Source organism: Butyrivibrio sp. XBB1001, assembly GCF_000424505.1.
Classification (GTDB): Bacteria; Bacillota; Clostridia; order Lachnospirales; family Lachnospiraceae; genus Butyrivibrio.
Genome location: NZ_AUKA01000026.1, coordinates 15,784 through 36,282 on the forward strand (window position 1 = coordinate 15,784; position 20,499 = coordinate 36,282).

Annotated in this window: 20 protein-coding genes; 18 read left to right on the forward strand and 2 right to left on the reverse strand. The window is 40.6% G+C overall.

Annotated elements, in window-relative coordinates:
* The first annotated feature begins 25 nt into the window (after positions 1–25).
* From G631_RS0115160 to G631_RS0115230, 14 genes are all read left to right on the forward strand, one after another.
* Entirely contained in the window at positions 26–589 is a 564-nt protein-coding gene (locus G631_RS0115160; protein WP_026490166.1) for a biotin transporter BioY, read from the forward strand.
* A gap of 91 nt (positions 590–680) precedes the next feature.
* The gene (locus G631_RS0115165) at positions 681–2,186 is read left to right on the forward strand and encodes an ABC transporter substrate-binding protein (RefSeq protein ID WP_026490167.1); all 1,506 of its coding nucleotides are present in this window, start codon (positions 681–683) and stop codon (positions 2,184–2,186) included.
* Positions 2,183–3,106 carry an ABC transporter permease gene (locus G631_RS0115170; protein ID WP_026490168.1) on the forward strand — a complete coding sequence of 308 codons (924 nt, stop codon included), beginning with the start codon at positions 2,183–2,185 and terminating at the stop codon, positions 3,104–3,106. Before G631_RS0115165 ends, G631_RS0115170 begins: the two co-directional genes overlap by 4 nt.
* Positions 3,103–3,909, forward strand: coding sequence for an ABC transporter permease (locus G631_RS0115175; protein ID WP_242829111.1), 807 nt, complete (start codon positions 3,103–3,105; stop codon positions 3,907–3,909). The genes G631_RS0115170 and G631_RS0115175 overlap by 4 nt, the downstream gene beginning before the upstream one ends.
* 3 nt (positions 3,910–3,912) lie before the next feature.
* On the forward strand, positions 3,913–4,683 hold the full coding sequence (locus G631_RS0115180) for an ABC transporter ATP-binding protein (RefSeq protein ID WP_026490170.1): 771 nt from the start codon (positions 3,913–3,915) through the stop codon (positions 4,681–4,683).
* Positions 4,684–4,686: 3 nt separating this feature from the next.
* Positions 4,687–5,427, forward strand: a complete 741-nt coding sequence (locus G631_RS0115185; protein WP_026490171.1) for an ABC transporter ATP-binding protein — start codon at positions 4,687–4,689, stop codon at positions 5,425–5,427.
* A gap of 10 nt (positions 5,428–5,437) precedes the next feature.
* Complete coding sequence (locus G631_RS0115190; protein WP_035789891.1) at positions 5,438–6,223, forward strand: class I SAM-dependent methyltransferase; 786 nt, start codon at positions 5,438–5,440, stop codon at positions 6,221–6,223.
* Positions 6,223–7,002 carry a methyltransferase domain-containing protein gene (locus G631_RS0115195; RefSeq protein WP_026490173.1) on the forward strand — a complete coding sequence of 260 codons (780 nt, stop codon included), beginning with the start codon at positions 6,223–6,225 and terminating at the stop codon, positions 7,000–7,002. The genes G631_RS0115190 and G631_RS0115195 overlap by 1 nt, the downstream gene beginning before the upstream one ends.
* 132 nt (positions 7,003–7,134) lie before the next feature.
* On the forward strand, positions 7,135–7,833 hold the full coding sequence (locus G631_RS19440) for a histidine phosphatase family protein (protein ID WP_051197310.1): 699 nt from the start codon (positions 7,135–7,137) through the stop codon (positions 7,831–7,833).
* 122 nt (positions 7,834–7,955) lie between these two features.
* Positions 7,956–10,433, forward strand: a complete 2,478-nt coding sequence (locus tag G631_RS0115205) for a glycoside hydrolase family 2 TIM barrel-domain containing protein (protein ID WP_026490174.1) — start codon at positions 7,956–7,958, stop codon at positions 10,431–10,433.
* Positions 10,434–10,527: 94 nt separating this feature from the next.
* On the forward strand, positions 10,528–11,712 hold the full coding sequence (locus G631_RS0115210) for a cation:proton antiporter (protein ID WP_026490175.1): 1,185 nt from the start codon (positions 10,528–10,530) through the stop codon (positions 11,710–11,712).
* 199 nt (positions 11,713–11,911) lie between these two features.
* Positions 11,912–13,234: a GGDEF domain-containing protein gene (locus G631_RS0115215; RefSeq protein WP_207637879.1), complete on the forward strand. Its 1,323-nt coding sequence runs from the start codon at positions 11,912–11,914 to the stop codon at positions 13,232–13,234.
* Between the two features lie 2 nt (positions 13,235–13,236).
* Positions 13,237–13,989, forward strand: a complete 753-nt coding sequence (locus G631_RS19445) for a putative ABC transporter permease (RefSeq protein ID WP_035789892.1) — start codon at positions 13,237–13,239, stop codon at positions 13,987–13,989.
* Between the two features lie 276 nt (positions 13,990–14,265).
* Complete coding sequence (locus G631_RS0115230; RefSeq protein WP_155833944.1) at positions 14,266–14,871, forward strand: hypothetical protein; 606 nt, start codon at positions 14,266–14,268, stop codon at positions 14,869–14,871.
* Positions 14,872–14,945: 74 nt separating this feature from the next.
* On the opposite strand, the gene G631_RS21435 is transcribed toward G631_RS0115230, so the two are convergent.
* Complete coding sequence (locus G631_RS21435; RefSeq protein ID WP_155833945.1) at positions 14,946–16,277, reverse strand: hypothetical protein; 1,332 nt, start codon at positions 16,275–16,277, stop codon at positions 14,946–14,948.
* A gap of 163 nt (positions 16,278–16,440) precedes the next feature.
* Here G631_RS21435 and G631_RS19455 point away from each other — a divergent pair, with 163 nt between their 5' ends.
* The 4 genes from G631_RS19455 to G631_RS21600 all read left to right on the forward strand — a co-directional run bounded on the left by G631_RS19455 (position 16,441) and on the right by G631_RS21600 (position 20,119).
* Positions 16,441–17,664, forward strand: a complete 1,224-nt coding sequence (locus G631_RS19455) for an HAD family hydrolase (RefSeq protein ID WP_051197313.1) — start codon at positions 16,441–16,443, stop codon at positions 17,662–17,664.
* Positions 17,665–17,717: 53 nt separating this feature from the next.
* Positions 17,718–18,143 carry a hypothetical protein gene (locus tag G631_RS0115245; RefSeq protein ID WP_026490178.1) on the forward strand — a complete coding sequence of 142 codons (426 nt, stop codon included), beginning with the start codon at positions 17,718–17,720 and terminating at the stop codon, positions 18,141–18,143.
* Between the two features lie 658 nt (positions 18,144–18,801).
* Positions 18,802–19,806 carry a group II intron reverse transcriptase/maturase gene (ltrA, locus tag G631_RS20775; protein ID WP_196803886.1) on the forward strand — a complete coding sequence of 335 codons (1,005 nt, stop codon included), beginning with the start codon at positions 18,802–18,804 and terminating at the stop codon, positions 19,804–19,806.
* A gap of 67 nt (positions 19,807–19,873) precedes the next feature.
* Positions 19,874–20,119 carry a group II intron maturase-specific domain-containing protein gene (locus tag G631_RS21600; protein WP_242829112.1) on the forward strand — a complete coding sequence of 82 codons (246 nt, stop codon included), beginning with the start codon at positions 19,874–19,876 and terminating at the stop codon, positions 20,117–20,119.
* Positions 20,120–20,208: 89 nt separating this feature from the next.
* On the opposite strand, the gene tnpA is transcribed toward G631_RS21600, so the two are convergent.
* On the reverse strand, positions 20,209–20,499 hold a 291-nt coding region (gene tnpA / locus G631_RS0115255; RefSeq protein WP_026490179.1), incomplete at its 5' end, for an IS200/IS605 family transposase.

Consider the following 20,499-nt stretch of genomic DNA (forward strand, 5'->3'; position numbering starts at 1 on the left):
TATAAGACATAAGGAGAGTAACATCATGAGTAACACAAGCGCAGTTGCTGGCAGAAGCAACGTTAAGGTTTTAGATCTGGTTTACATATCAATTGGAGCAGCTCTTATCGCTATCTGTTCATGGATCAGCATTCCTACAGCAGTTCCATTTACACTCCAGACATTTGCAGTATTTTTTGTCCTTTTACTTCTTGGAGGTGAGAGAGGAACTATTGCAACACTTATATATATATTACTTGGTGCGGTGGGTGTTCCAGTATTTGCAGGATTTAGCGGTGGCATAGGAGTTCTTCTTGGAAGCACAGGCGGATATATCATCGGCTTTTTGTTCATGGGACTTATTTATATCGTCCTTACAAGAGTATTTGGTAAGAGCCTTGCAGTTAAGATAATAGCACTTGTTCTGGGGCTTGCTGTTTGCTACGCCTTTGGAACAGTCTGGTTTATGTATGTTTATACTAGAAACACTGGAGATATCGGAATTATGGGCGTTTTGTCATGGTGTGTATTCCCATTTATCCTTCCAGATCTTTTCAAGATGGCTCTGGCATTTGTCGTTGCTAAAAGAGTTGAACCAGCAATAAAATAAGGAAACTAAATAACCCCCTAGGGGGCTTATATTTTGTTTTTTGATGTAATAAACTCTTATTTGCGAAAAAAAGCAGATAGGAGTTTTTTATATGAAAAAGAAAGTATTGGGATTGGTATTGGCGGCTGTAATGGCTGTCGGAGTAGTAGGATGTGGAAATAGCGCTTCTTCAGAACCAAATATTTTGAAGACAGCAGCATCTTTTGCTTATGCAAGCCTTGATGTTCACAAGGAATATTATGGCTGGTACACATCAATTTATGGTGTATCTGAGGCTCTTTTTAAGATGGATGAGAATATGAATGCAGCTCCTTGCCTTGCAGAGGATGCTAAGGCTGATGGAAGTGTATGGACCATCACTTTAAAGGATGGTGTTGCTTTTTCAAATGGAACACCTCTTACAGCTGATATGGTTATCAGAAACCTTCAGAGAGTTGCTGAAGTTAATGAGAGATTTGCCTACGTTGCAGACTTCAAGATGACTGCAGTTGATGACAAGACAATTGAGATTGATACAGGTGATGTATATCCAACACTTAGAAACGAGCTGGCAAGCCCTGAGTTTGGAATGGTAGACCTTGATGCTACAACAGATTTTGACAATGATCCAGTTTGTACAGGACCATTTGTGATTTCTAAGTTCCAGCCAGAAGGAGATGTAGAAGTAACTAAAAATACAAATTACTGGGGTGGCGATGTAAAACTCGATGGAGCTATTTTCTACTATATGCAGGAGGATGATCCAAAGCTCCTTGCTATGCAGAGTGGAGAAATCGATTGTTACAACAGTGTTTCATCTGCAGCACTTACTGTTTATGAGAGTGAGCCTGACAAGTACAACGTGGTTTCTATTCCAGGTGCAAGACTTCAGTATTACATTCTTAACGAGAACACTCTTGATGCTTCTGTACGCGAAGCTATCAATTTAACTGTTGATAAGGAAAAGATTGCCAGCTACTTATCAGGAACTGTTTCAGCTGCAGTAGGACCATTTAATACAAATGCTGCATATGGAAAGGTAACTGTTCCAGCAGTAGATACAGCCAAGGCAAAAGAGCTTCTTGAAAGTGACGGATATACACTTGGAAGCGACGGTTTCTATGAGAAGGATGGCCAGAAGCTTACTATCAGTATCAAGTATTATGCTGCAAGATCTCTTGATACACTTGCACTCCTTATTCAGGAACAGCTCAAGGAAATCGGCATTGATTCAGTACTCGGCGTAGAAGAGGATCCAGATGCCACATATATTGCAAACAGTGATTTTGATCTGGCTCTTTATTGCATGATTGCAGATAAGTCTGGTGACCCACTTTACTTTATAGAGTCAACTTTAAAGGACGGCGCATATTATGATTGCGGCGGATTTAATGATGACCACTGCGAAGAGCTTATTAACCAGCTCAAGTTTGAGACAGATACTGCAAAGAGAGCAGAACTTGCAAACGAGATTGTACAGATAGCTATTGATGACAATGCTTTTGGCTACGTTGGTCTTTTCAACAATACAACTGTACTTCGCAAGGGCGTTTCTGGATTTGCAGAAAATATTCCATTTGATTTTTATGGCATTGATGCGGAGACAACTATTGAATGATAAAAAGAGTTATTAAAAAGCTTTTTTGTTTAGTAATAGTACTGGTCATCCTTAGCTTTTTGGTATTTGCACTTTTATATATTGCGCCTGGCGATCCTGCTGAAAAAAGACTTACTTCGCAGGGGGTTGCCATTACAAAAGAAGTGCTTGACTCAGAGCGTGAGAGACTAGGTCTTTTAAAGCCATTCCTCGTTAGATACGGGGAATGGCTACTGTGTATTGTAAGGGGAGATTTTGGCATCTCTTTTAAAGATGACATGCCTGTAGCTCCAAAGCTTGTGGCAGGACTTAGGAACACCAGCATTTTGGCACTTACAAGTCTTTTTGTTTCACTTATTATTTCTTTTCCGCTGGCAATTATTTCAGCCATTAGAAAAGATGGGATCACAGATCATATTGTGAGGCTGTTTTCCTTTGTGGGAAATTCGCTTCCAAACTTCTTGATATCGGTACTATTGATGTACTTACTGTGCATAAAGCTTAATCTTTTCCCAGTAATTGCAAGTGGTAATATTCAGGGACTATTTATGCCAGTGGTTTCCTTGGCAATTCCTATGACAGGGAGATTTGTAAGGCAGATACGATCTGAATTTCTAAATGAGATGAAGGAAGACTACATTATAGGCATGAAGGGACGAGGAGTAAGTTGCAGGTACATTATCCTGAATTTAGTCCACAACTGCCTTGGCCATGTTTTTACTATTGTAGCACTTCAGATAGGCTCTCTTATGAGCGGCAGTGTTGTAATTGAGACTATATTCAGATGGCCAGGAATTGGCAAGCTGGTGATGGATTCTATAACAGCCAGAGATTATCCTGTGATAATGGGATTTGTGATCATAATGGGTACTATCTATGTAGTTATCAACCAGCTTTCTGATATTTTATGTCATTATTTGGACCCGAGGACAGAAATTTGAAGAAAAAGAAGATAAAGGCAAAAATAATAGTGGTTTCGGCCATTGCGATAATGCTTATCCTTGTGACAGTTTTTGCGGATTTTTTTGCACCGAATGACCCATATACAACAAGTGCTGCATCCATAAGACTTGCTCCTTGCCTGAAATATCCTTTTGGAACAGATAACCTGGGAAGATGCGTCTTATCAAGGGTTCTTTATGGAGGAAGAACTACGATTGCAGCGACCTTTGCTCTTGTTTTTATTTCCTTTGCCATTGGCGCGATTGTTGGTATGCTGTGTGGCTATTACGGAGGAATCTTTGACAAGCTTCTTATGAGAATAGCAGATATTTTGCTGGCTTTTCCGCAGATGGTTGTGGCTATTGTGGTGGCCGGTATTCTAAATGGGGGTCTTGGTGGAGCAATGATAGCTCTTGGGATAACTATGTGGGTGAGCTTTGCAAGACTTTCAAGAAGTCACACATATTCTCTTAAAAACCAGGATTTTATTAAGGCGGCTCTTTTCGCAGGAAAAAGTGATCTATACATAATTGCAGTTCACATTTTCCCAAACATACTTCCGCCGGTTTTGACAAATGCCCTTACACAGATCGGAACAACTATGATTGGCTTGTCAGGTCTTTCTTTTCTGGGACTTGGTGTTGTTCCTCCTGCTGCAGAGTGGGGATCAATGATAAGCGAGGCAAGGGCTTATATTCAGATTGCTCCCTGGGCCGTTTTGTATCCTGCACTTGCCACTGTATTTACTATTATAGTATTTAACTATCTTGGAGATGTAGTAATGGATTATAGAGAGGCCTGAAGTATGGATGAGAAATTACTTGAAATAAAGAACTTAAGTGTTGCATACGATGAGTCTCTGGTAATAAAAAATGTGAACCTGGATATTTACAAGGGCGAAGTTTTCTGCCTTGTAGGGGAGTCAGGTTCTGGAAAATCAACACTTATTAAGGCGATATGCCGCAACAAATATGCAAAGATAACTGGTGGAGAAATCTTCTTTAGAGAACAATGCATTTCTGATATTAAGGATAAGGAAATGGCCAGTTTTCTAGGCTGTAGAATTGGTCTTATTCAGCAGAATCCGGAAGGAGCATTTAATCCCCTTAGAAAACTAAGTGATCAGTTTAATGAAACTGTTAAAAGTCATGGTAAAAAGCTGGACAAGGAAAAGCTTAACAGGATTTTTTCCACCTTGAACCTAAAGGATATGGACAGAATATTGAAAAGCAGGCCCTATGAGCTTAGTGGCGGTATGAATCAGAGAATAGCTATAGCAGCCTCTTTTATCCTGGAACCAGAACTGTTATTGTGCGATGAAATAACAAGCGCTCTTGATGTAACGACGGCCATTGCTGTGACAGACGAACTTCTAAGACTAAAAAATGATATGAACGTAGCTATTGTTCTTGTTACTCATAACCTTGGGATTGCGGCCAATATCGCTGATAGGATTGGAATCATGTATAAAGGGGAAATTGTGGAAATAGGCGCTACCAGTAAAGTGCTCGAGAATCCACAGCATGAGTACACAAAGAGACTGTTACAGGATGTTCCCAAATTAAAGGCGATATAGACAATGACTATACTTGAAGGAAAAAATTTAAGTAAAAAATTCATAGATAAAGACAAAGAGATAGCTGCTTTAAGTGACATAAGTTTCACGCTGGAAGAAGGCGAGATTCTAGGAATTGTTGGAGAGAGTGGATCAGGAAAGAGCACACTTTTAAAGGTTATTTCTGGTCTGGTAGTTCCAGATGAAGGGCAACTAATTTTTAAAGGAAACAAATATAACGGGCAAAAGGCTAGAGATACAGGTAGATTTTTGCAATATATCTTCCAGAATCCCCTTAGCTCTTTTGACCCCAGATTATCGATGGAAAAATCTGTTCTTGAAAGTGGCCGTGGCAAGAAAGATTTAGTAAGACTTTATGGCATTTTGGAAGAAGTTGGTTTAAATAAGGAATTGCTGCAGCGAAAGCCCTCTGAATTATCTGGGGGACAGTGCCAGCGTATGTCTATTGCCAGAGCGCTTTATTCTGGAGCAGACATACTTCTATGCGATGAAATTACTAGTGCACTTGATGTGTCAACACAGGCGCAGATAACAAAACTTCTTCATAATCTAAAGGATAATGGGAAACTATCCGCAATTTTTGTATCCCACGATATTGCACTGGTGCGTATGCTATGTGACAGAGTGATTGTCATGAAGGATGGAAAGTGTGTGGAGCAAGGAATTTGTGAGGATCTGATCAGCAACCCTCATGAAGAATATACAAAAAAATTGGTAGAAAGCGCCGTTAGGCAGAGCATATAGAGGATTTAGAATGATAGCAAAGCAGTTAATTGTTAATGATAATTATGAATACTGGATAAAGAGAGCTAAAGGCTATTCTGAGGTAAATCAGGAAGAACTTGCCGGAATACAGCGAACTACATGGAAGGAACTTCTTGACAGAGAGATAATGGAGCATTTTAAGCTTTCTCCAGCAGATAGAGCAAATATAAGAATTCTGGATATTGGAGCTGGCCCGGGATTTTTGTCAATCATTCTGGCTGAACTAGGATATAGCGTTACTGCAGCAGATTTTGCAGAGACTATGCTTGCAGAAGCCCACAAGAACGCGGGAGATCTAGCTGAAAAAATAGTATTCAGAAAAGAAAATGCTATGGATCTGAAGTTTGAAGACGAGGCCTTTGACGTTATTATAAATAGAAATCTTACATGGAACCTTCCTGATCCCGAGAAGGCTTATGAAGGCTGGCTCAGGGTTTTAAAGAAAGGTGGCATTTTATTTATTTTTGATGCCTGTTGGTATGGATACCTTCGTGATGAGGTTAAGAGAAAAGAGTACTTAAAAGATCGTGAAATGGTCAAGGAAAAAGGCTTTGAAGATTACGATATTGGTGAGAACTTCGATAAGATGGAGGCTATAGCTGATACTCTTCCATTAACTGGAATCCTGCGACCTGACTGGGATAGAGATGTCTTTATGCGCAAGGGAGTCCAGGCAGTAGAATGCGTAGAAAATATCGGAGAAAAAGTCTATTCAGAAAAAGAAAAAGTAAATTATGCATCTACTCCGATGTTTATGATCAAGGTGGTTAAATAATGAGCGAACTTAAATATATTCCTTTCGAGGAAGAATCTACAGAAATAAAAAACAGGGTAGAAGACTACTGGACTGTGAGAGCAGACAGCTTTTTTGCCCAGAAGCAGCATGAGCTGGAAAGTGAAAAGGCCCAAAAGTGGTTAGAGGCAATCCTTACTAAAATTACAGATAGCTTTGGCAATAAGCCGGTTTCTGATATCAAGATACTTGATGTTGGCTGTGGAGCGGGCTTTTTTACAGTCCTTCTTGGAAAAGAAGGCTTTGATGTTACAGGAATTGATCTTACAAAAGAAATGGTATCCAAGGCCAATAAAATGATTGAACTTAATGGCCCTTTTGAAGGTAATGTAAAGGCGATTGATATGGATGCCGAGAGTCTTAAATTTGCTGATGAAAGCTTTGATGTGATCGTTACCAGGAACCTTACATGGACACTTCCACACCCTGTTGATGCATATATGGAATGGTCAAGAGTTCTTAAAAAAGGCGGATTATTGCTTAATTTCGATGCAGAATACGCAAAGGGTGAGCACAATCTGGATAATCAAAACAACCTTGCCCACAAGGACATTATTAAAGTGCTTAAGGATGAGTGTCATGAGATTTATCACATGCTTACTATCAGTACACTTGACAGGCCAGAGTGGGATATTGAGGTTTTGAGAAGATCAGGTTTCAAGAGTGTGGTAACAAACACTGATTTTTATAAGACAATCTATGATAAGAAAGATGAATTCTACATTCCTGATAAGATGTTCATGATATCTGCACAGAAATAATATAAAAGAACTGCTCCTATCTTTTACGAAGAAGTTGAAAGTGAAGCATCCGCGATATAAGATGATTATGTTGAACTGCGGAAGTGACGATGATCTGCCGCAATTTACTATCATCACAAAGGGGAACGAGACATGAGACTGATATTTGTAAGGCACGGAGATCCCGATTACCAGCATGACTGTTTGACTGAGACTGGTAAACAGCAGGCTGCAAGCACGGCTTTAAGGCTTCAAGATGAGAAAATAAAGGCAATCTATTCATCGCCTATGGGAAGGGCCAGAGAGACAGCAGGTTTTACGGCTTTAGACCACGGGCTTGATGTTCAGAATCTTGATTTTATGCATGAAATCTGGTGGGGAGATAAGGACCCTGATATTGAGGATAGCAGGAAAATCCCATTTGAAGGGCATCCCTGGTCTATTGCTTACAAGGCGCTGACAAGTGAGCCTTCCTATGCTGGTGAAAAGTCTTGGGAGGAACACCCATATTTTAAAAACAATATCTGTATGGATTACTTTGACAGGATAAATACTGGAATTGATAATCTCTTACTTCAATATGGACTTAAAAGAGAAGGGGATTTCTACAGATGTGTCCAGGAAAATAGCGATACTATAGCTCTTTTTGCTCATGGAGGCTCTGGAGCCATTCTGTTTTCGCATTTGCTGGCTATTTCTTTTCCTATAGTCCTGACAACACTACCATTTGGGGTTTGCTCAGTATCGATATTTGCTTTTGACGCCATGGAAGGAGAAATGGCAATTCCCAGACTAGAGCTTTTTAACGACATGAATCACCACAGTGGACATAAATTAAATTTCGAAATGTAGCTAGATTAAAAAATAGAGCGCAAATATAGAAAATAAGCATATAATTGGGTTATGAATTATAGTCCAGTTATATGCTTTTTCTTTGCGTATATAGTAAATGGATATTACAGGGGTGACAGGGTATGAGAAAAGAAAGTATTGATGAAAAATGGACCTTCCGTAGAGGGTTTGTAGATTCTCTTGGAAGTTTAAAAGAAGATCCGGGAATAGTTATTGATCTTCCACATGATGGTATGATTGGAACGCAGGTAAGGCCTGATGCTCCTGCAAGGTCGGATAGCGGGTATTTTGTAGGAGATCTTACAAATTACACCAAATACTTGGTGATTCCCAAAGAGTGGGAAAATGAATGCGTTGGCCTATATTTTGACGGTGCCATGATGAATGTCACTGTTGAAATAAACGGCTGCAAGGTAGGAAGCCAGCACTATGGATATGCGCCATTTTATGTGGATCTGACAGACTATGTGACTTTTGGAAAAGAGAACAGGATAACTATAAACTGTAATACCAGCATGTATGTTAATTCCCGCTGGTACACAGGCTCAGGCCTATATAGAGGAGTGAAGCTGTGCCATGGTCCCAGAGTACAACTAGTGCCAGATGGATTATTCGTTCGCACCAGGGAAGTTGCTGATTGCTATGCTTTTATTGAGGCAGAGGCTGAAATTGCAAATCGCACTTTGGATAATAGACTGGTTGAGGTTTCTCTTTTTATCTATAAAGAAAATTCGGATGGAAAAGAGTATGAGACAAAGCGTGTCATACAGATAAATTCAGGGAAAAGCCAAGTGGCTAAAATGGCCATAAACTTAAAGAACCCGGTGCTGTGGGACGCTGAAAATCCAAATCTATACAGGATAAAGGTTATAGTAAAGAGCCTTGGCGTGTACAGGACGCATTTTATTCCGGAAGATACTAAAGAAGTTGATGAAGAGGAGACTCTTTTTGGAATCAGGACTATCACTGCAGATTCCATTCGAGGCCTTATGATAAACGGAAAGACTGTAAAGCTTAAAGGAGGCTGCCTTCACCATGACAATGGTCTTCTGGGAGCAGTATCTCTTTATGCCGCAGAGGAGAGAAAGGTCAGAAAGCTCAAGGAAGAGGGCTTTAATGCTATCAGAACAGCTCACAATCCGCCATCTGCTGCACTTATAGAAGCCTGTGACAGACTTGGAATGTATATCTTTGATGAAGCCTTTGATGCCTGGGGCATAGCTAAGCGAAGCGGCGATTACAGCCAGTTTTTTGCAAACGACCATCAGAAGGACCTTACAGCCTTTGTAAAAAGAGATAGAAATCATCCCTCAGTTATCATGTGGTCTACAGGTAATGAAATTCCTGAAAGAGGCGGCCTTAATAATGGCTATTCTCTTGCAACAGAGCTTGCCGAAACAATTAGAAGGCTTGATGGAACAAGGCCTGTCAGCAATGGTATCTGTTCTCTTTGGAGCGGCCTTGATGATGAACTGGTGGGAACCAAGAGCCAGCTTCAGAATACTTCGGAAGGACTATTTGACACCAGCTGGGAGACTATAACAGAGCCCTTTACTAATGGACTTGATATAGTGGGATATAACTACATGGAGGAACTGTATGAGCGAGATCATGAGATGTTTCCTGAGAGAGTGATCCTGGGCTCAGAAAACTTCCCCAAGGAAATAGGCTTTAGATGGCCTATGGTAGAAAGACTTCCCTATGTAATTGGCGATTTTACCTGGACTGCCTGGGATTATCTTGGAGAAGCCGGAATTGGAAAGGCTGTCTATGTAGATCAGGATGATCCTATAGTAAAGACCAATGGATGGGCTCTAATGCCACCTTCTGGGTCACCGTATCCATGGAGATGCGCTAATGATGCGGATTTTGATATTACAGGTCACATGATGCCGCAAGGAGCCTACAGAAGCGTAGTATGGGGCGATAAAAAAACACATGTTTTTTCATATCATCCAGAGACCTTTGGAAAGACAGAAGTAATGACTATGTGGGGATTTCCATTAGTTCAGGATAGTTGGAATTATGAAGGCTGGGAAAAGAAAAATATAAGACTGATTGTTTTTTCAAATGCGGAAGAGGTTGAGCTTTTAGTTAATGGCAAGTCTCTAGGAAAAAGAAAAGTGTCTATGGAAAGGCCTATGCCTTACTCTGTAATTTTTGATACTGTCTATGAGAAGGGTGAAGTTGTTGCTATCAGCTATGCAGATGGTAAAGAAGTCAGCAGAGGAAGCTTAGGTACAACAAATGAGCCTTTTGAAATACGTCTTTCGCCTGAAAAGGAAAGTCTTAGAGCTGATGGACATGACCTTGCTTATGTGGGAGTTGAGGTTATTGATAAGCATGGAAATGTTGTCCCAGATGCGGAAATGAGTCTTGATGCTCAAGTGACAGGATGTGGTGCTTTGGCAGGATTTGGCTCAGCAAACCCAAGGACCGAGGATAACTATACTGATAACGAGACAGTAAGCTTTAGAGGCCGTGCTATGGCTATAATCCGAGCAGGCTATGAGAGAGGCAATACTACCGTCACCATTACAGCAAAAGATAAAGATGGAAGCGTAAAAAGCAGCAAACAAGTGATTTTGGGCGTTCATTAATCTTTTTTATTCTGCATTTATCCGGTAGCTTGACGTATTTTGAAAAAGAGCGCATACTTTTTCATTAGCGTTAGAAATAGAAAGAAGGTAGAAAATGGATACTATTCAGATACTAAGAGATCTTGTGATCATCATTGTTTCGGCAAAGTTTTTTGGGCTTATTGCCAGAAAGCTTCATGCACCTCAGGTTGCAGGTGAGATAGTGGCAGGACTTTTGATAGGACCAACTCTTTTTAACCTGGTTCAGGCGGGAGATTTCCTCTCTGGAATGGCTGAAATTGGAGTTATCCTTTTAATGTTTAGTGCAGGTCTTGAGACAGATATCGACAAGCTCAAGAAATCCGGTGTCAAGGCAACAATACTGGCATGCACAGGCGTTGGAGTACCTCTTGCATTTGGAACTATCCTGTATATGGCGTTTTACGGTTTTGCTGCTCCTGGATCAGTAGAGTTTACAAAAGCTCTTTTTATAGGAACAATCCTGACAGCTACATCCGTTAGCATAACAGTTCAGGTTTTAAAGGAACTTGGGAAAATCTCAACTGAGGTTGGAACAACCATCATGAGCGCTGCCATAATCGATGATGTTATAGGAATCGTGGTTCTTACAGCTGTTCTGGGACTTAAAGATCCAAATGCCAATCTGGCTGCAGTTTGTATAAAAACAGTAGCGTTTTTCGCATTGGCAATCGTGGTTGGAATTATTATCTTTAAGGTCATGAAGAAAATGGAGCAGAGATGGCCCCATACCAGGAGAATTCCTATAATGGGTATGGCACTTGCCTTTGCTATGGCCTATGTTGCTGATAAGTACTTTGGAGTAGCAGATATAACAGGTGCCTATGTAGCAGGTATTATCTTAAGTTCTCTTGATGATTCAGAATATATTGACAGAAAGATGGACATTAACTCCTATATGATCTTTGGACCTATTTTCTTTGCAAGTGTAGGACTTCAGACCAATCTTAGAACTGTAGATATGACAATCCTTGCATTCTCAGTGGCCTTTGTAATAGTGGGTCTTCTAGGCAAGGTGGTAGGCTGCGGATTAGTAGCAAAGTGCCTTAAATACAACACTTCGGATGCTTTAAAGATTGGTGTAGGCATGATGACCAGAGGAGAAGTAGCTCTTATTGTTGCACAGCGTGGTCTTAAGGCTGAGATTGTAGATAGCAGATACTTTACTGCAGTAATTCTGTTGATAGTTTTAAGCTCTATTTTGACCCCAATCATATTGAAGGCTATTTATGCTTCTGATGAGGCTAAGGGCAGAAATTAAGAGTAAAATTCTAAAAAAATTTTCGGCTTCCGCCGCCATATAAATGGCAGCGAAAGCCGTTTTTTACAACTTGAAATAGGCGATGATAAAACGATATAATGATAATATGATGAAGGAAAATAAGAGACCCATCAAAAGAAGTATTATCATATTCGCATTGGTTTTTATAGCATTGCTGTGCTTTGTTCTGAGCATAATAATGTATTCAACCTACACGACCTCTATTTACCAGTCCTACAACAGACGTATGCTGGATATCCTGAATTATGTAGATAGCCACATTGATGTTGAGGACTTGTCAGAGTGCGTTGAAAGTGGCGAAGAATCCGAGAAATTTACTGCCCTTATGGCATTTATGGATTCTATCATGGAAGACTTTAACATTCATTACCTCTATATTGTCAGGCCTGTACTTGAGGATGACAGAATGGTGATGATGAATGTTATTTCTGCGGATACAGCTATCGGAAGAGAAACCGATCCTGATGGCTATTATCTGGGATTCGTCCTGGAAGATGTATATGATAGGGAGACTTTGGAACTGTACCAACAGCATCTTGATATGGATGAGATCAGCTATTTCAAGAATTTTAGTTCCTGGGGCTATGATTACACGGCGCTTAAACCTCTGATAAATGCTGATGGTGAGCACTTTGCTGCGCTCTGTGTCGACATTGAGGTAGACGATGTTCAGAGAGCTATAAAGACTTACACTGTTTTTAATGTTATACTTATAGTCGTGCTTGGTATTATGTTTGTAACGCTTTTTATACTGTGGATGAACAGGAATATCACGGAACCTTTGGTGAGACTGGAGAAAAGCGTTGTCTCTTTTGCTGAACGAAGTCATGAACAGACTAATCCGGATTTATTAAGCTATGATGATCCCCATATCCATACCAAAAACGAGGTAGAATCTCTTTCTAATGCAGTAAATCTTATGTCGATTGACATGAGAAATTATGTAAGAAATATCATTGCAGCAGAAGATAGAGTGCGGGATATGAAGAATCAGGTAACTCACATGGATATGTTGGCTTATCAGGATGCCCTTACTCATGTCAAGAACAAAGCCTGGTATGACAAGATTGAGGAACGCGTCAATGCTGATATAGAAGCTGGTAAGGCTCGATTTGCTATTTTGATGGCTGACCTTAATAACCTAAAAAAGATTAATGATAATTATGGACATGAGCACGGAAATGACTATATCTTTGGAGCATGTCACATAATCTGCGTGATTTTTGATCACTCACCAGTATTCAGAATAGGCGGTGATGAGTTCGTAGTTCTGATGGAAAACAGGGATTATGATGATAAGGATAAGCTCATAGAAGAGCTGAAGCTAGCCTACGAAGAGACTTCTAAGGATGAGTCCAAAGAACCTTGGGAGCGATATTCCTCTGCAATTGGAGTTGCTGTTTTTGACAGTGCTGTAGATAAATGCATGAATGACGTATTTAAGCGTGCAGATGAGGCTATGTACAAGCACAAACAAGAATCTAAAATGGCGAGAGAATAGAAATGGTTATAGCACAGTATTTTGTTGAGTTTATTTTTTACAGCTTTTTGGGCTGGATATGGGAGTCCATCTATTGTTCTATCAATGAGAAAAAGTGGGCTGACAGAGGATTTCTTTTTGGCCCAATATGTCCAATATACGGCTCATGCGTTGTAGCAACATCAGCGCTATTTAGCTTTTTTGACTTTTTGTCTTCCCCAGATTTTCCAATCTGGGGGATATTTATAATATGTTATATAGGAAGTGCAGTGGCAGAGTATACCACTTCCTGGGTTCTTGAGAAAAGATTTCATGCCAGATGGTGGGACTATAGCAGACTGCCTTTTAATATAAACGGAAGAATCTGTGTTCCTGTAAGTATAGCCTTTGGCCTTGCTGGTGTGGCTATAGTCAGGTTTCTTATCCCTGCAATCCAGGGAATTCACGCAGTCGTACCAGGAATAGTATATGAAATCCTGGCAATTATCTTTGCCGCTATTTTTGGCGCGGACTTCGCCCTTACTGAAGCTAGTCTTTCAGCCCTTCTTAAGGATGTTGAAAAAATGCATCAGGAGTTTAACGAAAAGGCTCAGCAGAGGTACGATCTGTATGTTAAAGACTATGTTGAGAGAATGTCTTTAAACCAGAAGAGAATTATTCTGGGTATCAGCAAATTCACACCAAGGGTCGGAGTGCCGAATCTCGAAGAATTTCATCTTAAAAGATCCCGTCTTCATAATGCCCTCAAGGAACGTATAAGGGAATTGAGGAAATGAGGAAATGAGGAATTTATAGTGCAAGCTTCAAAGTATATTCCGGAAGAATACTTGCTTGATGGCTTTGATGCAACAACGGAGTCAGATTATTATAAAAAGATGATGGGAGACAAGTAGGTTCAACTGGAAAAGATTACTTTAGTGCACTTTGTGAGAACTTGAAACGAAAAAGCTAAAAACGATATAATGATAATATCGTGAGCGAAAATAAAAGACCATTTTAGAGAAGTATGGATGAAGCACAACTACACTGTTAGGTTAAGAAAGGAGTTATTTATGAGTTCAACAGTAGCTACTTCTATAGGATCGGCGTTGGCATTTTTGGTTACTATTTTTATTTGTGCGTACATTTTGCCGGCGGGGAAAGAAGGGAAATTTACAGGCTTTTTTAAGGTTGTGAGAGATTATTTTCTTATGAGGTACCTTATAGTAGAGGCGATTGTAAGGTTTTTCTTTGTATTTGCCACTACATCGTGTATTTGCAGCGGATTCTTCCTGATGTTCAGTAGGACAGGAAGATATAGTTCATCGAGCAATTTTCTTACAGGTCTTTTAACTATGTTTATAGGACCCATAATCTGCAGAATTGTATATGAACTTTTGATGATTGCGATTCTTCAGCTTAGAAATATTATTGAGATAAATGCCAAGATGCCAGGAGAGGTCAAAGGGGATATTTATAAGAATCCTATGGGGCAGCCTCAGCCTGTACAAGCACCGGTTCAACAGGCACCGGTTCAGCAGGCGCCTGCTCAGTCTCAAAATGTAGTTCCTAAATTCGATCCAAAGACAGGGGAACCCATTGTTCAGCCTCAAAACGTAGTTCCAAAGTTTGATCCGATAACAGGTCAGCCATTATCAGATGAGCAGGATAACTCCTGAAGTACTCAATTGTAACCAGATAAAAATGGTCATATGACTCCGGCCCCTAGGTTCCCCTATGGGCCACTTGCAGGCTACTGAATTTCACTTCCGCCCCATTCAACAAGAGTAAAACCGGATCGGGTGGGAGTGATAATAGTCTGCTTTTTTATATCAACGTACTCATCACTTGCATAAAAGGCCATGAATACCCTGATGGTTGTGTCAGGGGCAGGATTTGCCTTGAGCCCAGCATGATCAGTATAGGCGGCCTTCTGGAAACTTATGACATTGTAGGCATTGTTCTCCATTTTTGGAAGCCAATATTCGATAAACTGTTCTTTCTCTTTGGCATTGAGTCCGCAGGTGGTCAGGGTACTTTCCAGAAATTCTCTGGTGTCTTCGCCCTTCACACAGAATCCTTCGTCAAAAGTGTATTCTGTTTTTAGCATGGCTTCCCAGAACAAGTAGTCATAGGTTGTGCCATCAAGCCTGATATCGCCGTTTCTATCTGCTGTAACACTCCAGCCATTATTTGTGTTGAATTCGGGAATCAGCTCTGTGTAATAACCGTCAATATCAAGGTTTACATTGATGCTGCTATTATCTTGTTCAGGATAAAGATAAATCGCAGGCTTAAGGGCAGGCTCCATTATCTCAGTTTCTCTTGAAAAATACACAACTCTATAGTCTCTTGAAAGTGCCTCTTCAAGCTCATCTGCATCTCCCATTCCGCTTAGTTTGGCACAATATTCATCAATTACACAGGTAACGCTTACCGGGTCAAATTCGCTCAGGGAGTGTTCGTCATTAAAATCATCAAATTCTTGTTTGGTCACTTCTTTGTCATCAATATAATATGTTGTATCATCCGAGTCATACCTGGTCTTGGCGCAAAGGGTATGATCAAGTGCCGGCTTTCCTTCCTTCATTGAAAAAACAAATTCTGTGGTTACAACTTCTTCGTCGTTTGATGAAAAATATCCATAGAAAAAGCAGTTAGCTTTATCTAGATAAAAGAAATCTCCAGAATCACCATAAAATGGGAAAACTTCAATTTCCAGAGAAACAACTTCGCCTTCCTGGTATCCGTAAAGATATACATTAGGAGTTGTTTCTTTTTCGTGCATAAGCGCCAGTTCATAGACATCATCTTCATCCAGATGAACCAACGCAACGCTTAGTTCTTCATCATTATAGTTTTCTGTCAAAAAGTCTTTATAGGCCTTTACTTCGGGACTATCTATTGCCTTTGGAGCAGTTTCCTTTGGCGGTTGAGCATTTTCTTCTGTCGGCTTTTCTGAATCTTTTCCCTGCACAGTAACGCTACTTGTTCCTTCTTCTGGAATATTGTTGCCATACAAGCTACAACCTGTTATCAATAGCGCCAAAGACATGGCGCATGTTAAATACTTACTTTTTTTCATATTATGACCTCGCATACGCGTATTTTACTATATTAACATGTAGGGCCCAGGATATGTTGCGTAGTTTATTCTTTTTTAATTAAATCCAGGGCTACAAAAGTGTCTCTTGGTAAACGATATATGGTAAACTTTTATTTGTTGAAAAAAACAAGGGAGGTTTACTATGAAAAGATCAAGTAACTATCGGAAACTTACACTTGCCCTGGTATTTGCATTTCTAATGGGTATTATCTGCATTTCAGGGTGCGGAAAAAAGGAAGAAAAGGCACTTTCAAAGTATTGGGCGCCTGATTCTAATGCTGCAGAGAGCCTTAGAAACTATGTGACCAAGGTTACTAATGAAAAGGATGCGGAGAATTTCATTCCGGTTAAGGACAGAATAGCTGTTTTTGACATGGATGGAACGCTGACCTGCGAAACTTATTACACTTATTTCGATACCATGATGTTCATAAATTATTGTCTTATAGATCACCCTGAAAGGGTATCAGATGAATTAAAAACCGCAGCTGCTGAAATAAAGCCAGGATACACAGCAGGAGAAGAACTAGCCAGAAATTTTGCCAAGGCTTATGCGGGAATGACAATAAAAGAGCTGTATGATTACGCAGTAGAGTTTGGTCAGAAGAAGACAGATAGTTTTGATAACATGCGTTATGCTGATGGCTTCTATTTGCCCATGGTTGAGGTGGTTAAGTACCTTTATGACAATGATTTTACTATCTATGTAGTCAGTGGAACTGAGCGTACCACCACAAGGGCTCTTGTTGCTAATTCTCCAATTAGTGAGTACGTGTCTCCAGCCCATGTCATTGGCACCGAGTTTGAAGTCAAGCAAAAAGGCTATGAAGACGTTTCTTCAAACATGGACTATAAGTACTCTGATGGCGATGACCTGGTATTTACAGGCGGCTTCATTCAAAAGAACTTAAATTCCAACAAAACAATCTGGATAGAAAGAGAAATAGGCCAGTATCCGGTTCTTGCCTTTGGAAACAGTGGCAGTGATACCAGTATGATGAACTATGCCTTGGATAAAAGAAATCCCTACCCTTCAGAGGCTTACATGGTTGTTGCAGATGACGATGTAAGAGAGTGGGGTAAGCAAAATTGGGAAGAGAAATCCGCGGATTATGCAGAAATGGGCTATGTTCCTGTTTCCATGAAAAAAGATTTTCTTGAGATATATCCTGATTCTATAAAAAGAGCAGACATTCAGTACGTAGAACCAGCCGGTGCCCCAGACACAGGAGCAGGCGATAGTCAGAATCAGGATGATGCTGCATACACAGGAACAAGCGATGCGGTAGACACAGAAATAAGTGATGATGCCGCAGACACTGATTCAAGTGAAAATCTGGATCAGGAACAGGATAATGCTGCATGACTCCAGCGTAGATGGTATAATTATATAGATTTTGTGTTTTATGGGGAGCATGTATGAACGAGAAACAGCGTTGGTTTTCTATTTTGTGGGGCATTATAATGATGCCCATATTATCTGTTACCATTGGGGTTATTGCATATAAAAGTATCGGGGATAATAACTTTAAGGCAACTATTTTAGGAGCCGGTGCAATTCTTGGATCAGTCTTAACAGTAATTCATTACAGGGCATTTATTTTATATTTGCGTGCCTACTTTAAGAAAAATGGCATCGTAGAGCTTTGGAGTGATATTTATTCTGCAGGAATAGTTTTGGTAGTTGTAGGAATTATGACAGGTGCCCTGTTTCTGTTTATGCGACTAATCGCAAAAGCTGGTGACCCGTATATTGCAGATATAAACAGATGCCTGATAGGAAGCACTATAGGATGTGCAATTGGAGTTTTGCTCATGCTAGTTACCAGGAAAAAAGCCTTATAAACATCGTGCGAGAAACCCCCTTCCGATGAAATCGGTTGTGGGATGAATCGCACTAGCTTTTCTTTTTGTATTTCCCCGTCTTAAGTGCGAGCTGAGAAAATCAGCCGCGTAGCGGATGATTTTCCTCAGCGAGCACGGGGCGCCGTGCTTGTTGAGAAGCTGCTTTATATACAGTAGGTAAAACCTATCGGGTAAGGACTGGCTATCCACCCGTACCGAGCATTTGGGTCCGAGCTGGTAACATAAGGACTAAGCGTAATGCAGGGAGTGACAGAGCCGAAACGCAAGTGAACTTATTGAGCTGGGAAATGGAAGTTAATGTGTCGGAATTGGTCGAGGCTCTTTAAAAGGTCGCAGACAACATCACCTGAGCGATAATAGCAAGCGAAAGGTGACATCCCCCGGTCACTAGGAGTTGGCGAGGTCAATGATAAGTATATAAGCGGAACAGCTGAGATCCTATCACCTCCTTACATCGAAAGATGAAAAGGTAGACAAAATCAAGAGCAGAAAGAGTTCAAGACGTTTCAAAGGGTGATAGGAAGTCCGATGTGTTCATAGTACTGTTGAGGGCTGTGAAAGCGGTCAGAGGGAAGGGACACACGCATTTCGCCTCAGTTAAAGAGGCATTCATGCAGACAATGGAGAGCTGAACAACATGTTAGCTGAATTAACTGAGATACAACGCAATATCGATAAGGCAGACAGGACGGACAGAAGAGTCCAGAATCTAGCCTCATACATCAATGTGGACACGCTCAAAGCAGTTCATAAGAGGATGAATGGCAAGAAAGCTGTAGGAGTCGACAAAGTTACTAAAGACGAATATAGTGCGAATCTGGAACAAAATCTGATTAGTCTTGTTGACCGCATGAAAAGAGGTGCATACAAGCCACAACCATCCAGAAGGGTATATATCCCCAAGGACGGAAAAGGCATAATGAGACCGCTTGGTATATCGAGCTATGAGGATAAGCTTGTAGAGGCTGTAATTGCCGAAATACTCACTATGGTCTATGAACCGAAGTTTTATAATTTCAGCTATGGATTCAGACCAAACAGAAGCTGTCATATGGCAGTCAGGGAGGTAGTGAAGGATATACAACTTTACAAAACAAGTTGGGTTGTGGAAGCTGATATAAAAGGCTTCTTTGACCATGTTTCTCATGAATGGCTGATAAAGATGCTGGAACATGACATAGCTGATAAGAGATTCCTTGATATAATAAAGAGGTTTCTTGACGCTGGCATCATGGATAACGGCATTTACTATGATACTATCGAAGGAACGCCGCAAGGAAATGGAGCAAGCCCTGTGCTTGCAAATATCTTCCTTCACTATGTTCTGGACAACTGGTTTGACGTGGTAATGCGGAGACAAAGCCATGGAGAATGCTACATTGTCAGATATGCCGACGATTTCATCTGTTGCTTTCAGTATCCTAATGATGCTGAATGGTTTGTCAAAGCACTAAGGAAACGCTTTGAGAAATATGGACTGACGCTTGCTGAAGAAAAGACCAAGATACTTGAATTCGGCAGATATGCGGCAAGAAAGAGGGCAGAGCGTGGACTGGGAAAGCCGGAGACATTTGACTTTCTCGGATTTACTTTTTTATTGCAGCATGAACACGCAAAGGACGTTCTTTCGATGCAAAGTTAAAACAAGCAGGAAGAAACTCCGAGGCAAGATAAGGGCGATGAAGGAATGGATCAAACTTCACAACCATATGCCCTTGGAATGGATATTTGGGAAAATCAATGAGAAACTACGTGGTCATTATCAGTATTATGGTGTTACTGACAACATAGCTGAATGCAAAAGGTTTCTCAGGCAGACTACTTGGTATCTGTTTAAATATCTGAATAGAAGGAGCCAAAAGAAAAGTTACAACCACGAAACTTTCTTTAACGGCTTGCTTAGAACTTTTCCACTTGCCGAACCACGCACACGTGTGAGTCTGTATTATCGGTAATGTGGAGGAAAGGAATGTGAGGAGCCGTATGCGTTAATAGCGCACGTACGGTTCTGAAGAGGGATATGGGGAGTAATCCCCATATCTACTTAAGTGTATTTGCGTTTGTGTTCTTCTGTTCGCTGATCTTCAATGTATTTCTTAACAGTATCAAGAGAAACGCTTCCGGTAGTTGCACAAAAGTAACTTGCACTCCAGAAGGGTGAATCTCCCCACAGATACTTTTCTATATGAGTCCTATATGTATTTCTCACTTCTTTGGAAAGCTGTGATTTTAACGAGTTGATGAGTTTTACAGGTGCCACATCAGGTGGCATGGAGATCAGCAGATGCATGTGATCGACATCTGTCTCTGCAGAAATGAGTTCACTGTTCATGCG